Origin of the sequence: Streptococcus infantis (assembly GCF_047463175.1) — a bacterium.
GTDB lineage: Bacteria > Bacillota > Bacilli > Lactobacillales > Streptococcaceae > Streptococcus > Streptococcus infantis_AC.
The window spans coordinates 24,424-38,509 of sequence record NZ_JASHEJ010000004.1 but is presented as its reverse complement, the minus strand read 5'-3'; the positions used below and the strand labels follow the sequence as shown (position 1 = coordinate 38,509).

General features: G+C 40.4%; 28 protein-coding genes. All 28 read left to right on the top strand.

Features of this window, described 5'->3' with window-relative positions; genetic code table 11:
* The first annotated feature begins 18 nt into the window (after nt 1-18).
* The 28 genes from rplD to QM859_RS08085 all read left to right on the top strand — a co-directional run bounded on the left by rplD (nt 19) and on the right by QM859_RS08085 (nt 14,081).
* Nucleotides 19-642, top strand: a complete 624-nt coding sequence (gene rplD / locus QM859_RS08220) for a 50S ribosomal protein L4 (protein ID WP_006154757.1) — start codon at nt 19-21, stop codon at nt 640-642.
* Nucleotides 642-938, top strand: a complete 297-nt coding sequence (locus QM859_RS08215) for a 50S ribosomal protein L23 (RefSeq protein ID WP_001055347.1) — start codon at nt 642-644, stop codon at nt 936-938. The genes rplD and QM859_RS08215 overlap by 1 nt, the downstream gene beginning before the upstream one ends.
* Nucleotides 939-955: 17 nt before the next feature.
* Nucleotides 956-1,789, top strand: a complete 834-nt coding sequence (gene rplB, locus QM859_RS08210; RefSeq protein ID WP_000512910.1) for a 50S ribosomal protein L2 — start codon at nt 956-958, stop codon at nt 1,787-1,789.
* A 102-nt stretch (nt 1,790-1,891) separates the two neighbouring features.
* On the top strand, nt 1,892-2,173 hold the full coding sequence (gene rpsS, locus QM859_RS08205; RefSeq protein ID WP_000533766.1) for a 30S ribosomal protein S19: 282 nt from the start codon (nt 1,892-1,894) through the stop codon (nt 2,171-2,173).
* A gap of 11 nt (nt 2,174-2,184) precedes the next feature.
* Nucleotides 2,185-2,529 carry a 50S ribosomal protein L22 gene (gene rplV / locus QM859_RS08200; RefSeq protein ID WP_000818137.1) on the top strand — a complete coding sequence of 115 codons (345 nt, stop codon included), beginning with the start codon at nt 2,185-2,187 and terminating at the stop codon, nt 2,527-2,529.
* 12 nt (nt 2,530-2,541) lie between these two features.
* Nucleotides 2,542-3,195 carry a 30S ribosomal protein S3 gene (gene rpsC / locus QM859_RS08195; RefSeq protein ID WP_000529936.1) on the top strand — a complete coding sequence of 218 codons (654 nt, stop codon included), beginning with the start codon at nt 2,542-2,544 and terminating at the stop codon, nt 3,193-3,195.
* 3 nt (nt 3,196-3,198) lie between these two features.
* On the top strand, nt 3,199-3,612 hold the full coding sequence (gene rplP, locus QM859_RS08190; protein ID WP_000960948.1) for a 50S ribosomal protein L16: 414 nt from the start codon (nt 3,199-3,201) through the stop codon (nt 3,610-3,612).
* Between the two features lie 9 nt (nt 3,613-3,621).
* Nucleotides 3,622-3,828, top strand: coding sequence for a 50S ribosomal protein L29 (gene rpmC, locus QM859_RS08185; RefSeq protein WP_000772918.1), 207 nt, complete (start codon nt 3,622-3,624; stop codon nt 3,826-3,828).
* Nucleotides 3,829-3,852: 24 nt separating this feature from the next.
* Nucleotides 3,853-4,113 (top strand): 30S ribosomal protein S17, encoded by a 261-nt coding sequence (gene rpsQ, locus QM859_RS08180; protein WP_000440801.1) that lies wholly within the window; start codon nt 3,853-3,855, stop codon nt 4,111-4,113.
* Between the two features lie 25 nt (nt 4,114-4,138).
* Nucleotides 4,139-4,507, top strand: coding sequence for a 50S ribosomal protein L14 (gene rplN, locus QM859_RS08175; RefSeq protein WP_002928796.1), 369 nt, complete (start codon nt 4,139-4,141; stop codon nt 4,505-4,507).
* A gap of 72 nt (nt 4,508-4,579) precedes the next feature.
* Nucleotides 4,580-4,885, top strand: coding sequence for a 50S ribosomal protein L24 (rplX, locus tag QM859_RS08170; RefSeq protein WP_000497691.1), 306 nt, complete (start codon nt 4,580-4,582; stop codon nt 4,883-4,885).
* Between the two features lie 23 nt (nt 4,886-4,908).
* The gene (gene rplE, locus QM859_RS08165; RefSeq protein WP_000013542.1) at nt 4,909-5,451 is read left to right on the top strand and encodes a 50S ribosomal protein L5; all 543 of its coding nucleotides are present in this window, start codon (nt 4,909-4,911) and stop codon (nt 5,449-5,451) included.
* Nucleotides 5,452-5,468: 17 nt separating this feature from the next.
* The gene (locus QM859_RS08160; RefSeq protein ID WP_001085699.1) at nt 5,469-5,654 is read left to right on the top strand and encodes a type Z 30S ribosomal protein S14; all 186 of its coding nucleotides are present in this window, start codon (nt 5,469-5,471) and stop codon (nt 5,652-5,654) included.
* A gap of 284 nt (nt 5,655-5,938) precedes the next feature.
* Nucleotides 5,939-6,337 carry a 30S ribosomal protein S8 gene (gene rpsH / locus QM859_RS08155; RefSeq protein WP_004251095.1) on the top strand — a complete coding sequence of 133 codons (399 nt, stop codon included), beginning with the start codon at nt 5,939-5,941 and terminating at the stop codon, nt 6,335-6,337.
* Between the two features lie 188 nt (nt 6,338-6,525).
* The gene (gene rplF / locus QM859_RS08150; RefSeq protein WP_414262737.1) at nt 6,526-7,062 is read left to right on the top strand and encodes a 50S ribosomal protein L6; all 537 of its coding nucleotides are present in this window, start codon (nt 6,526-6,528) and stop codon (nt 7,060-7,062) included.
* An 83-nt stretch (nt 7,063-7,145) separates the two neighbouring features.
* Nucleotides 7,146-7,502 (top strand): 50S ribosomal protein L18, encoded by a 357-nt coding sequence (gene rplR, locus QM859_RS08145; protein ID WP_004251098.1) that lies wholly within the window; start codon nt 7,146-7,148, stop codon nt 7,500-7,502.
* A 17-nt stretch (nt 7,503-7,519) separates the two neighbouring features.
* A complete protein-coding gene (gene rpsE, locus QM859_RS08140; protein ID WP_004251100.1) occupies nt 7,520-8,014 on the top strand; it encodes a 30S ribosomal protein S5 in 495 nt (164 codons plus the stop codon).
* 13 nt (nt 8,015-8,027) lie between these two features.
* Nucleotides 8,028-8,210, top strand: a complete 183-nt coding sequence (gene rpmD / locus QM859_RS08135) for a 50S ribosomal protein L30 (protein WP_000057241.1) — start codon at nt 8,028-8,030, stop codon at nt 8,208-8,210.
* A gap of 145 nt (nt 8,211-8,355) precedes the next feature.
* A complete protein-coding gene (rplO, locus tag QM859_RS08130) occupies nt 8,356-8,796 on the top strand; it encodes a 50S ribosomal protein L15 (RefSeq protein ID WP_006154715.1) in 441 nt (146 codons plus the stop codon).
* Nucleotides 8,797-8,808: 12 nt separating this feature from the next.
* Entirely contained in the window at nt 8,809-10,119 is a 1,311-nt protein-coding gene (gene secY / locus QM859_RS08125; protein ID WP_004251112.1) for a preprotein translocase subunit SecY, read from the top strand.
* 155 nt (nt 10,120-10,274) lie between these two features.
* Nucleotides 10,275-10,913: an adenylate kinase gene (locus QM859_RS08120; RefSeq protein ID WP_414262736.1), complete on the top strand. Its 639-nt coding sequence runs from the start codon at nt 10,275-10,277 to the stop codon at nt 10,911-10,913.
* A gap of 117 nt (nt 10,914-11,030) precedes the next feature.
* Complete coding sequence (infA, locus tag QM859_RS08115; RefSeq protein ID WP_001029883.1) at nt 11,031-11,249, top strand: translation initiation factor IF-1; 219 nt, start codon at nt 11,031-11,033, stop codon at nt 11,247-11,249.
* A 24-nt stretch (nt 11,250-11,273) separates the two neighbouring features.
* On the top strand, nt 11,274-11,390 hold the full coding sequence (gene rpmJ / locus QM859_RS08110; protein WP_001808836.1) for a 50S ribosomal protein L36: 117 nt from the start codon (nt 11,274-11,276) through the stop codon (nt 11,388-11,390).
* Between the two features lie 17 nt (nt 11,391-11,407).
* On the top strand, nt 11,408-11,773 hold the full coding sequence (gene rpsM, locus QM859_RS08105) for a 30S ribosomal protein S13 (RefSeq protein WP_004251117.1): 366 nt from the start codon (nt 11,408-11,410) through the stop codon (nt 11,771-11,773).
* 17 nt (nt 11,774-11,790) lie between these two features.
* A complete protein-coding gene (gene rpsK / locus QM859_RS08100; RefSeq protein ID WP_001118385.1) occupies nt 11,791-12,174 on the top strand; it encodes a 30S ribosomal protein S11 in 384 nt (127 codons plus the stop codon).
* Between the two features lie 43 nt (nt 12,175-12,217).
* Nucleotides 12,218-13,153 (top strand): DNA-directed RNA polymerase subunit alpha, encoded by a 936-nt coding sequence (locus QM859_RS08095; protein WP_004251121.1) that lies wholly within the window; start codon nt 12,218-12,220, stop codon nt 13,151-13,153.
* Nucleotides 13,154-13,164: 11 nt separating this feature from the next.
* Nucleotides 13,165-13,551 (top strand): 50S ribosomal protein L17, encoded by a 387-nt coding sequence (gene rplQ / locus QM859_RS08090; protein WP_004251124.1) that lies wholly within the window; start codon nt 13,165-13,167, stop codon nt 13,549-13,551.
* A gap of 263 nt (nt 13,552-13,814) precedes the next feature.
* Entirely contained in the window at nt 13,815-14,081 is a 267-nt protein-coding gene (locus QM859_RS08085; protein ID WP_006149010.1) for an ACT domain-containing protein, read from the top strand.
* Nucleotides 14,082-14,086: the final 5 nt, after the last annotated feature.

Here is a 14,086-nt window from a genome sequence, read left to right as displayed (position 1 = left end):
AAGGGGAATACAGTCAAAATGGCAAATGTAACATTATTCGACCAAACTGGTAAACAAGCGGGCGAAGTTGTTCTCAGCGATGCAATCTTTGGTATCGAACCAAACCAATCTGTTGTGTTTGATGTGATCATCAGCCAACGTGCTAGCCTTCGTCAAGGAACTCACGCAGTTAAAAACCGCTCAGCTGTTTCAGGTGGCGGACGCAAACCATGGCGTCAAAAAGGAACTGGACGTGCTCGTCAAGGTTCTATCCGCTCTCCACAATGGCGTGGTGGTGGAATCGTCTTCGGACCAACTCCACGTAGCTATGCGTACAAACTTCCTCAAAAAGTTCGTCGCCTTGCGCTTAAATCTGTTTACTCAGAAAAAGTTGCTGAAAACAAATTTGTAGCCGTTGATTCTCTTGAATTTACAGCTCCAAAAACTGCTGAATTTGCAAAAGTTCTTGCAGCTTTGAGCATCGATTCTAAAGTCCTTGTTATTCTTGAAGAAGGAAACGAATTCGCAGCTCTCTCAGCTCGTAACCTTCCAAACGTGAAAGTTGCGACTGCTACAACTGCAAGTGTTCTTGACATCGCAAATAGTGACAAACTTCTTGTTACTCAAGCAGCTATCTCTAAAATCGAGGAGGTTCTTGCATAATGAATTTGTATGATGTTATCAAAAAACCTGTTATCACTGAAAGCTCAATGGCTCAACTTGAAGCAGGGAAATATGTATTTGAAGTTGACACTCGTGCACACAAACTTTTGATCAAGCAAGCTGTTGAAGCTGCTTTCGAAGGTGTTAAAGTTGCAAATGTTAACACAATCAACGTAAAACCTAAAGCTAAACGTGTTGGACGTTACACTGGTTTTACTAACAAAACTAAAAAAGCTATCATCACTCTTACAGCTGATTCAAAAGCAATCGAGTTGTTTGCAGCTGAAGCTGAATAATCTAAGGAGGAAATATCGTGGGAATTCGTGTTTATAAACCAACAACAAACGGTCGCCGTAATATGACTTCTTTGGATTTCGCTGAAATCACAACAAGCACTCCTGAAAAATCATTGCTTGTTGCATTGAAGAGCAAGGCTGGTCGTAACAACAACGGTCGTATCACAGTTCGTCACCAAGGTGGTGGACACAAACGTTTCTACCGTTTGGTTGACTTTAAACGTAACAAAGACAACGTTGAAGCAGTTGTTAAAACTATCGAGTACGATCCAAACCGTTCTGCAAACATCGCTCTTGTACACTACACTGACGGTGTGAAAGCATACATCATCGCTCCAAAAGGTCTTGAAGTAGGTCAACGTATCGTTTCAGGTCCAGAAGCAGATATCAAAGTCGGAAACGCTCTTCCACTTGCTAACATCCCAGTTGGTACTTTGATCCACAACATCGAATTGAAACCAGGTCGTGGTGGAGAATTGGTACGTGCTGCTGGAGCTTCTGCTCAAGTATTGGGTCAAGAAGGTAAATACGTTCTTGTTCGTCTTCAATCAGGTGAAGTTCGTATGATTCTTGGAACTTGTCGTGCAACAGTTGGTGTTGTCGGAAACGAACAACATGGACTTGTAAACCTTGGTAAAGCAGGACGTAGCCGTTGGAAAGGTATCCGCCCAACAGTTCGTGGTTCTGTAATGAACCCTAACGATCACCCACACGGTGGTGGTGAAGGTAAAGCACCAGTTGGTCGTAAAGCACCATCAACTCCATGGGGCAAACCTGCTCTTGGTCTTAAAACTCGTAACAAGAAAGCGAAATCTGACAAACTTATCGTTCGTCGTCGCAACGAGAAATAATTTAAAATTAGTCGCTTAAGCGCTAGATAATCCGCCAGCTCGGTAGCGCTCGTTGAGAGCGCAAGCCGCTGTGGTACTATATTTAAAGGAGAAAATATAAAAATGGGACGCAGTCTTAAAAAAGGACCTTTCGTCGATGAGCATTTAATGAAAAAAGTTGAAGCTCAAGCTAACGACGAAAAGAAAAAAGTTATCAAAACTTGGTCACGTCGTTCAACGATCTTCCCAAGTTTCATTGGTTACACTATCGCAGTTTATGATGGACGTAAACACGTACCTGTTTACATCCAAGAAGACATGGTAGGTCACAAGCTTGGTGAATTTGCACCAACTCGTACTTACAAAGGTCACGCCGCAGACGACAAGAAGACACGTAGAAAATAAGGAGAACATAAATGGCAGAAATTACTTCAGCTAAAGCAATGGCTCGCACAGTACGTGTTTCACCTCGTAAATCACGTCTTGTTCTTGACAACATCCGTGGTAAAAGCGTAGCCGATGCAATCGCAATTTTGACATTCACTCCAAACAAAGCTGCTGAAATCATCTTGAAAGTTTTGAACTCAGCTGTAGCTAACGCTGAAAACAACTTTGGTTTGGATAAAGCTAACTTGGTAGTATCTGAAGCATTCGCAAACGAAGGACCAACTATGAAACGTTTCCGTCCACGTGCGAAAGGTTCAGCTTCACCAATCAACAAACGTACAGCTCACATCACTGTAGCTGTTGCAGAAAAATAAGGAGGTAAAATCGTGGGTCAAAAAGTACATCCAATTGGTATGCGTGTCGGCATCATCCGTGATTGGGATGCCAAATGGTATGCTGAAAAAGAATACGCGGATTACCTTCATGAAGATCTTGCAATCCGTAAATTCGTTCAAAAAGAACTTGCTGACGCAGCGGTTTCAACTATCGAAATCGAACGCGCAGTAAACAAAGTTAACGTTTCACTTCACACTGCTAAACCAGGTATGGTTATCGGTAAAGGTGGTGCTAACGTTGATGCACTCCGTGCAAAACTTAACAAATTGACTGGTAAACAAGTACACATCAACATCATCGAAATCAAACAACCTGATTTGGATGCTCACCTTGTTGGTGAAGGTATTGCTCGTCAATTGGAGCAACGTGTTGCTTTCCGTCGTGCACAAAAACAAGCAATCCAACGTGCAATGCGTGCTGGAGCTAAAGGAATTAAAACTCAAGTATCAGGTCGTTTGAACGGTGCAGATATCGCCCGCGCTGAAGGATACTCTGAAGGAACCGTTCCACTTCACACACTTCGTGCAGATATCGATTACGCTTGGGAAGAAGCAGACACTACATACGGTAAACTTGGTGTTAAAGTATGGATCTACCGTGGTGAAGTTCTTCCAGCTCGTAAAAACACTAAAGGAGGTAAATAACCAATGTTAGTACCTAAACGTGTTAAACACCGTCGTGAATTCCGTGGTAAAATGCGCGGTGAAGCTAAAGGTGGGAAAGAAGTAGCATTCGGTGAATACGGTCTTCAAGCTACAACTAGCCACTGGATCACTAACCGCCAAATCGAGGCTGCTCGTATCGCCATGACTCGTTACATGAAACGTGGTGGTAAAGTTTGGATTAAAATCTTCCCACACAAATCATACACAGCTAAAGCTATCGGGGTTCGTATGGGATCTGGTAAAGGGGCACCTGAAGGTTGGGTAGCACCAGTTAAACGTGGTAAAGTAATGTTTGAAGTTGCTGGTGTATCTGAAGAGATCGCTCGCGAAGCGCTTCGTCTTGCAAGCCACAAATTGCCAGTTAAATGTAAATTCGTAAAACGTGAAGCAGAATAAGGAGAAGGCATGAAACTTAATGAAGTAAAAGAATTTGTTAAAGAACTTCGTGGTCTTTCTCAAGAAGAACTCGCGAAGCGCGAAAACGAATTGAAAAAAGAATTGTTCGAACTTCGTTTCCAAGCTGCTACTGGTCAATTAGAACAAACAGCTCGCTTGAAAGAAGTTAAAAAACAAATCGCTCGTATCAAAACAGTTCAATCTGAAGCGAAATAATAGACTAGGGAAGGAGAAATTTCAATGGAACGCAATAATCGTAAAGTTCTTGTTGGACGTGTTGTATCTGACAAAATGGACAAGACAATCACAGTTGTAGTTGAAACAAAACGTAACCACCCAGTCTATGGTAAACGTATTAACTACTCTAAAAAATACAAAGCACATGATGAAAACAATGTTGCCAAAGAAGGCGATATCGTACGTATCATGGAAACTCGCCCGCTTTCAGCTACAAAACGTTTCCGTCTTGTAGAAGTTGTTGAAGAAGCGGTAATCATCTAATCAAACCTGAAAGGAGAAAACTGAAATGATTCAAACAGAAACTCGTTTGAAAGTCGCAGACAACAGCGGTGCTCGCGAAATCTTGACTATCAAAGTTCTTGGTGGTTCAGGACGTAAATTTGCAAACATCGGTGATGTTATTGTGGCATCTGTAAAACAAGCTACTCCTGGTGGTGCGGTTAAAAAAGGTGACGTTGTTAAAGCAGTTATCGTTCGTACTAAATCAGGTGCTCGTCGTGCTGATGGTTCATACATCAAATTTGACGAAAACGCAGCAGTTATCATCCGTGACGACAAAACTCCTCGCGGAACACGTATCTTTGGCCCAGTTGCACGTGAATTGCGTGAAGGTGGCTTCATGAAGATCGTGTCACTTGCTCCAGAAGTACTTTAATCAATAAAAACAAACACAGTCCCCTGGCCTAGCCAGGGTGCCCATTGGGCGTAAGAATAAAAGGAGAAAAAAATGTTTGTAAAAAAAGGCGACAAAGTTCGCGTAATCGCTGGTAAAGATAAGGGAACAGAAGCTGTTGTCCTTACTGCCCTTCCAAAAGTAAACAAAGTTATCGTTGAAGGTGTTAACATCGTTAAGAAACACCAACGTCCAACTAACGAACTTCCTCAAGGTGGTATCATCGAGAAGGAAGCAGCTATCCATGTATCAAACGTTCAAGTTTTGGACAAAAATGGTGTAGCTGGCCGTGTTGGTTACAAATTTGTAGACGGTAAAAAAGTTCGCTACAACAAAAAATCAGGCGAAGTGCTTGATTAATCACGAAGGAAAGGAGAAGTATAATGGCAAATCGTTTAAAAGAAAAATATCTTAATGAAGTAGTTCCTGCTTTGACAGAACAATTTAACTACTCATCAGTGATGGCTGTTCCTAAAGTGGATAAGATCGTTTTGAACATGGGTGTTGGTGAAGCAGTATCAAACGCTAAAAGCCTTGAAAAAGCTGCTGAAGAATTGGCGCTTATCTCAGGTCAAAAACCACTTATCACTAAAGCTAAAAAATCTATCGCCGGCTTCCGTCTTCGTGAAGGTGTTGCGATCGGTGCAAAAGTTACCCTTCGTGGTGAACGTATGTACGAATTCTTGGATAAATTGGTTTCAGTATCACTTCCACGTGTACGTGACTTCCACGGTGTTCCAACAAAATCATTTGACGGACGCGGAAACTACACACTTGGTGTGAAAGAGCAATTGATTTTCCCAGAAATCAACTTTGATGACGTTGACAAAACTCGTGGTCTTGACATCGTTATCGTTACTACTGCTAACACTGACGAAGAGTCACGTGCATTGCTTACAGGCCTTGGAATGCCTTTTGCAAAATAATATAGGAGGTATAACTAATGGCTAAAAAATCTATGATTGCTAAGAACAAACGCCCAGCGAAGTTCTCTACTCAAGCATACACTCGCTGTGAACGTTGTGGACGTCCACACTCAGTTTACCGCAAGTTTAAACTTTGCCGTGTTTGCTTCCGTGAATTGGCATATAAAGGTCAAATCCCTGGTGTAACAAAAGCATCTTGGTAATTTAAGATATCAAGGGTGTCAAAACTCCAAGTGAAAATAGGAAACTTGGCGAAGAAACTTTAGTTTCTAGATAAGTTTATCTTTTTCACACAGAGTTTAGCCCGGGTTCAGTTGGGCTTGCCAATTTGAACACGAGCTACAGCCTTGGCAAAAAAGATCAATTTACTTTGGAGCATAGCTCCTGCATTAAATTGCCTATTTTTGCTCTTGCTGTAACGCTCTCTGTATCATGTATTAACTAGCAAGTGCAACTTGCAAACTACTAGTAAGAGGAGAAAAATAAAATGGTTATGACTGACCCAATCGCAGACTTCCTAACTCGTATTCGTAACGCTAACCAAGCAAAACACGAAGTACTTGAAGTACCTGCATCAAACATCAAAAAAGGGATTGCTGAAATCCTTAAACGCGAAGGTTTTGTTAAGAACGTAGAAATCATCGAAGATGACAAACAAGGCATCATCCGTGTATTCCTTAAATACGGAGCAAACGGTGAACGAGTTATCACTAACTTGAAACGCGTTTCTAAACCAGGACTTCGTGTCTACAAAAAACGTGAAGATCTTCCAAAAGTACTTAACGGTCTTGGAATTGCTATCCTTTCAACTTCAGAAGGTTTGCTTACTGATAAAGAAGCTCGCCAAAAGAATGTTGGTGGTGAGGTTATCGCTTACGTTTGGTAATATTTAGCTCTCAATTTCTTTGTGACTCTTCGTTATCGTCTCTTGCCTAACCCAAAGTTATGCCTGCGAGACGATGCCTAGATTCACTTTGAAATTGAAATCTAAAAGTTCCTTTAAATCGAGAAATCGATTTAGCCCCCGTGAAAACTGGCCTTTATGGCCTGACAATTTAACAGGAGAATAAAAACATGTCACGTATTGGTAATAAAGTTATCGTGTTGCCTGCTGGTGTTGAACTCACTAACAATGACAACGTTGTAACTGTAAAAGGACCTAAAGGAGAACTTACTCGTGAGTTCTCAAAAGATATTGAAATCCGTGTGGAAGGTACTGAAGTAACTCTTCACCGTCCAAACGATTCAAAAGAAATGAAAACTATCCACGGAACTACTCGTGCCCTTTTGAACAACATGGTTGTTGGAGTATCAGAAGGATTCAAGAAACAACTTGAAATGCGTGGGGTTGGTTACCGTGCTCAACTTCAAGGAAACAAACTTGTTTTGGCTGTTGGTAAATCACATCCAGATGAAGTTGAAGCTCCAGCAGGAATTACTTTTGAACTTCCAAACCCAACGACTATCGTTATCAGCGGAATTTCAAAAGAAGTAGTTGGTCAAACAGCTGCTTACGTACGTAGCCTTCGTTCACCAGAACCATACAAAGGTAAAGGTATCCGTTACGTTGGCGAATATGTTCGTCTTAAAGAAGGTAAAACTGGTAAATAATGTTGAGTGGTTGATTTTCAACCACCAACCTCATTACCAACTTTGTGCATAGCACACGATTTAAAATTAAAGAGGTGAAAACTGTGATTTCTAAACCAGATAAAAACAAACTCCGCCAAAAACGCCACCGTCGCGTTCGCGGAAAACTCTCTGGAACTGCTGATCGCCCACGTTTGAACGTATTCCGTTCTAATACAGGCATCTACGCTCAAGTGATTGATGACGTAGCGGGTGTAACGCTCGCAAGTGCTTCAACTCTTGACAAAGAAGTTTCAAAAGGAACTAAAACTGAACAAGCCGTTGCTGTCGGTAAACTCGTTGCAGAACGTGCAAGTGCTAAAGGTATTTCAGAAGTGGTGTTCGACCGCGGTGGATATCTATATCACGGACGTGTGAAAGCTTTGGCTGATGCAGCTCGTGAAAACGGATTGAAATTCTAATAGGAGGACACTAGAAAATGGCATTTAAAGACAATGCAGTAGAACTTGAAGAACGCGTAGTTGCTGTTAACCGTGTTACAAAAGTTGTTAAAGGTGGACGTCGTCTTCGTTTCGCAGCTCTTGTAGTTGTTGGTGACCGCAATGGTCGTGTAGGATTTGGTACTGGTAAAGCTCAAGAAGTTCCAGAAGCAATCCGCAAAGCAGTAGAAGATGCTAAGAAAAACTTGATCGAAGTTCCTATGGTTGGAACAACAATCCCACATGAAGTTCTTTCAGAATTCGGTGGAGCTAAAGTATTGTTGAAACCAGCTGTAGAAGGTTCTGGAGTTGCCGCAGGTGGTGCAGTTCGTGCCGTTGTGGAATTGGCAGGTGTGGCAGATATTACATCTAAATCACTTGGCTCTAACACTCCAATCAACATTGTTCGTGCAACTGTTGAAGGTTTGAAACAATTGAAACGCGCTGAAGAAGTTGCTGCCCTTCGTGGTATTTCAGTTTCTGATTTGGCATAAGAAAGGGGATAAAATGGCTCAAATTAAAATTACTTTGACTAAGTCTCCAATCGGACGCATTCCATCACAACGTAAAACTGTTGTAGCACTTGGACTTGGCAAATTGAACAGCTCTGTTATCAAAGAAGATAACGCTGCTATCCGTGGTATGATCACTGCAGTATCTCACTTGGTAACAGTTGAAGAAGTAAACTAATAAAATTTTAGGGGATGTGCATAAAACCATCCCCTAAAACTAGATATAGTCATCTTAGATGACTCAGTATAGGCGAGTTGATAGGAGAGACAACCTTTTCTCTCTTATCGGCGCTAGCATTTTACAAAAGAGGAGAAAATATATAATGAAACTTCATGAATTGAAACCTGCAGAAGGTTCTCGTAAAACTCGTAACCGTGTTGGTCGTGGTACTTCATCAGGTAACGGTAAAACATCTGGTCGTGGTCAAAAAGGTCAAAAAGCTCGTAGCGGTGGCGGAGTACGCCTTGGTTTTGAAGGTGGACAAACTCCATTGTTCCGTCGTCTTCCAAAACGTGGATTTACTAACATCAACGCTAAAGAGTATGCGATTGTTAACCTTGACCAATTGAACGCCTTTGATGACGGTGCTGAAGTAACTCCAGTGGTACTTGTAGAATCAGGAATTGTGAAAGCTGAAAAATCAGGTATCAAGATTCTTGGTAACGGTGAGTTGACTAAGAAGTTGACTGTTAAAGCTGCTAAGTTCTCTAAATCAGCTGAAGAAGCTATCACTGCTAAAGGTGGTTCAGTTGAAGTCATCTAAGTGAGGTGACCTATGTTTTTTAAATTATTGAGAGAAGCACTCAAAGTTAAGCAAGTTCGATCAAAGATTTTATTTACAATTTTTATCGTATTTGTTTTTCGTATCGGTACTAGTATTACTGTACCGTGGGTAAATGCAAATAGCTTGAATGCTTTGAGTGGACTATCCTTCTTGAATATGTTGAGCTTGGTGTCAGGGAATGCCATGAAAAACTTTTCAGTTTTTGCTCTTGGAGTTAGCCCTTACATTACAGCCTCAATCGTCGTCCAACTCTTGCAAATGGATTTATTACCAAAGTTTGTGGAGTGGGGTAAACAAGGGGAAGTTGGTCGTAGAAAGTTAAACCAAGCGACTCGATACATTGCACTAGTGCTTGCATTTGTTCAATCAGTCGGTATTACTGCTGGTTTTAACGCTCTGTCTGGAGCTAAACTTTTGACTGTACCACTTACACCACAAGTTTTCCTTGTGATTGGAGGAATCTTAACAGCAGGTAGCATGATTGTAACCTGGTTGGGAGAGCAAATCACAGATAAGGGATATGGTAATGGTGTTTCAATGATTATCTTTGCAGGGATTGTTGCTTCAATTCCTGATATGGTTAAGGGCATCTACGTGGACTACTTTGTCAATGTACCAAGTAGTCGATTGACATCGTCTCTCATTTTCGTTGCCATCTTAATCATTGCTGTTTTGTTAATTGTATACTTTACAACTTACGTTGAACAAGCTAAATACAAGATTCCAATTCAGTATACAAAGGTAGCTCAAGGTGCGCCGTCAAGCTCCTATCTTCCATTGAAGATTAACCCTGCTGGGGTCATCCCAGTTATCTTTGCTAGCTCTATTACAGCAGCACCGGCAGCAATTTTACAATTCGTAAGTGCGTCTGGCCTTAATTGGGAATGGGTAAAAACAGCTCAAGAGTTGGTATCTACTTCAACCCCAACAGGTGTTGCGTTGTATGCTCTGTTGATTATTCTCTTTACATTCTTCTATACATTTGTACAGATCAACCCAGAGAAAGCAGCAGAAAATTTACAAAAGAGTGGAGCTTATATCCATGGTGTCCGTCCTGGTAAAGGGACAGAAGAATATATGTCAAAACTTCTTCGTCGTCTCGCAACAGTCGGATCGATCTTCCTAGGTGTGATTTCTATCCTACCTATTGTAGCTAAAGATTTATTTGGTCTTTCAGAAGTTGTCGCTTTTGGGGGAACAAGTTTGCTAATCATTATCTCTACAGGTATCGAAGGAATTAAACAATTGGAAGGTTATCTATTGAAACGTAAGTATGTTGGTTTCTTAGATACAACAGAATAATTGTAATAGAAAATAAAATTCACTATTGCTCAGAGAGTGGAGTGTAAAAATCAAAGACATTGTCAGATTTTTATCTCCTCTCTTCTATTTTGTTTTTAAATAGGAGTTGAAATGAATTTTTGCTTCTATTTAAATACAAAAAAGGAGTTTGAATCATGAATCTTTTGATTATGGGTTTACCTGGTGCAGGTAAAGGGACACAAGCAGCGAAAATTGTTGAACAGTTTCACGTTGCCCACATCTCAACAGGTGACATGTTCCGTGCAGCAATGGCTAACCAAACTGAAATGGGTGTATTAGCTAAGTCTTATATCGATAAAGGCGAATTGGTTCCAGATGAAGTTACAAATGGAATTGTTAAAGAACGTCTTTCTCAAAATGATATTAAAGAAACTGGTTTCTTGTTGGATGGATACCCACGTACAATTGAGCAAGCTCATGCCTTAGATAAAACATTGGCTGAACTTGGAATTAAACTTGAAGGTGTTATCAACATCGAAGTAGATCCATCTTGCCTACTTGAACGTTTGAGTGGTCGTATCATTCACCGTGAAACTGGCGAAACTTTCCATAAAGTATTCAACCCACCAGTTGATTACAAAGAGGAAGATTACTACCAACGTGAAGATGATAAACCTGAGACAGTAAAACGTCGTTTGGATGTCAATATTGCTCAAGGTGAACCAATCATTGCTCACTATCGTGCTAAAGGTCTAGTACATGATATCGAAGGTAACCAAGATATCAATGATGTCTTTAAAGATATCGAAAATGTATTGACAAATTTGAAATAAAAGCGTTTTTCAGACTTGCAAAATGTCTTGACAAATGTTATACTGAGTTAGTCTGACTTATAATTGTTGTCTCTGTGTCTAGAGGCATCAAATCGAAATTTAGGGAGGTACTTTTGCGTGGCAAAAGACGATGTGATTGAAGTTGAAGGCAAAGTAGTCGATACAATGCCGAATGCAATGTTTACGGTTGAACTTGAAAATGGACATCAGATTTTAGCAACAGTTTCTGGTAAAATTCGTAAAAACTATATTCGTATTTTAGCGGGAGATCGTGTTACTGTTGAAATGAGTCCATATGACTTGACACGTGGACGTATCACTTACCGCTTTAAATAATCGAAAAACTTGGAGGGATAAGAAATGAAAGTAAGACCATCGGTCAAACCAATTTGCGAATACTGTAAAGTAATTCGTCGTAATGGTCGTGTTATGGTAATTTGCCCAGCAAATCCAAAACACAAACAACGTCAAGGATAAGATAGAAAGGAGAAAACATGGCTCGTATTGCTGGAGTTGATATTCCAAATGACAAACGCGTAGTTATCTCATTGACTTATGTCTATGGTATCGGACTTGCAACATCTCAAAAGATTTTGGCAGCTGCTGGAGTTTCAGAAGATATTCGTGTTCGTGACCTTACATCAGATCAAGAAGATGCTATCCGTCGTGAAGTGGATGCAATTAAAGTTGAAGGTGACCTTCGTCGTGAAGTGAACTTGAACATCAAACGTTTGATGGAAATCGGTTCATACCGTGGTATCCGTCACCGTCGTGGACTTCCTGTCCGTGGACAAAACACTAAAAACAACGCTCGCACTCGTAAAGGTAAAGCTGTTGCGATTGCTGGTAAGAAAAAATAATATAGGAGGTAAAAGTCTTGGCTAAACCAACACGTAAACGTCGTGTGAAAAAGAATATCGAATCTGGTATTGCTCATATTCACGCTACATTTAATAACACTATTGTTATGATTACTGATGTGCATGGTAATGCAATCGCTTGGTCATCAGCTGGTGCTCTTGGTTTCAAAGGTTCTCGTAAATCTACACCATTTGCTGCTCAAATGGCTTCAGAAGCTGCTGCTAAATCTGCACAAGAACACGGTCTTAAATCAGTTGAAGTTACTGTAAAAGGTCCAGGTTCTGGTCGTGAGTCAGCTATTCGTGCTCTTGCTGCCGCTGGTCTTGAAGTAACAGCAATTCGTGATGTGACTCCAGTGCCACACAATGGTGCTCGTCCTCCAAAACGTCGCCGTGTATAATCATTACCTTTACACTGCTTTTCGTTTAAGAGGGAGTAACTAAATGATCGAGTTTGAAAAACCAAATATAACAAAAATTGATGAAAATAAAGATTATGGCAAGTTTGTAATCGAACCACTAGAACGTGGATACGGTACAACACTTGGTAACTCTCTTCGTCGTGTACTTCTTGCTTCTCTTCCAGGAGCAGCTGTTACATCTATCGATATCGATGGAGTATTACATGAATTTGATACAATTCCTGGTGTTCGCGAAGACGTGATGCAAATCATTCTGAATATTAAAGGTATTGCAGTTAAATCATATGTAAAAGACGAAAAGACTATTGAACTTGATGTTGAAGGTCCTGCTGAAGTGACAGCCGGAGATATTTTAACGGATAGTGATATTGAAATCGTAAATCCAGATCATTATCTTTTCACAATCGGAGAAGGTGCTTCATTTAAAGCAACAATGACTGTAAACACTGGTCGTGGCTATGTACCTGCAGATGAAAATAAAAAAGATAATGCCCCAGTTGGGACACTTGCTGTAGATTCTATTTATACACCAGTTACAAAAGTTAACTATCAAGTTGAACCTGCTCGTGTAGGAAGCAATGATGGTTTCGACAAATTAACCCTTGAAATCTTGACAAATGGAACTATTATTCCAGAAGATGCTTTAGGGCTTTCAGCACGTATTTTGACAGAACATCTTGATTTGTTTACAAATCTTACAGAGATTGCTAAATCTGCAGAAGTGATGAAAGAAGCTGATACTGAATCGGACGACCGTATTTTGGAACGTACGATTGAGGAACTTGACTTGTCTGTACGCTCATATAACTGTTTGAAACGTGCTGGTATCAATACTGTGCATGATTTGACAGAAAAATCAGAAGCAGAGATGATGAAAGTAAGAAATCTTGGACGCAAGAGTTTGGAAGAAGTGAAACTCAAACTCATTGATTTGGGTCTTGGATTAAAAGATAAATAAAGGAGGAATACATGGCTTACCGTAAACTAGGACGCACTAGCTCACAACGTAAAGCAATGCTTCGCGATTTGACAACTGACCTTTTGATCAACGAATCAATCGTGACAACTGAAGCTCGTGCTAAAGAAATCCGTAAAACTGTTGAAAAAATGATTACTCTAGGTAAACGTGGTGATTTGCATGCACGTCGTCAAGCTGCTGCTTTCGTACGTAATGAAATCGCATCTGAAAACTATGATGAAGCAACTGATAAGTACACTTCTACTACAGCACTTCAAAAATTGTTCTCAGAAATCGCACCTCGTTACGCAGACCGTAACGGTGGATACACTCGTATCCTTAAAACTGAACCACGTCGTGGTGATGCAGCGCCAATGGCGATCATCGAATTAGTATAAAATCATCAATTTTGTTGAGTGTTATGATGATGGAGCCCTGTGCTCTTAGTCTAGCTCTGGTCTACCGCTAGGACTTTTGTCCTAGCGGGAACACTCATCATAAGATGGTAGGGTAGACGCTTGTTTACGAAATTGTTTTTCTTTTAAGAACAATTTCGTAAGCAGGCGTTTTTTAGTTTTTTTGAAGTAAATGTGCTATACTGAGAAAAAAGAAAAATATAGATATGGTTATTTTTCTATGATTTCAAAGATGGAGGACCAATATGAAAGCTATTATAACTGTTGTTGGAAAAGATAAGGGTGGTATTGTTGCAGGTGTTGCGACTAAGATTGCTGAATTAGGATTAAATATTGATGATATTTCACAAACTGTCTTGGATGAGTTCTTTACCATGATGGCTGTAGTATCCAGTGATGAAAAACATGATTTTACTCAACTAAGAAATGAGTTTGAAGCCTTTGGCCAGACCTTGAATGTCAAAATCAATATTCAGAGCGCGGCTATTTTCGATGCTATGTACAATATCTAGGAGGT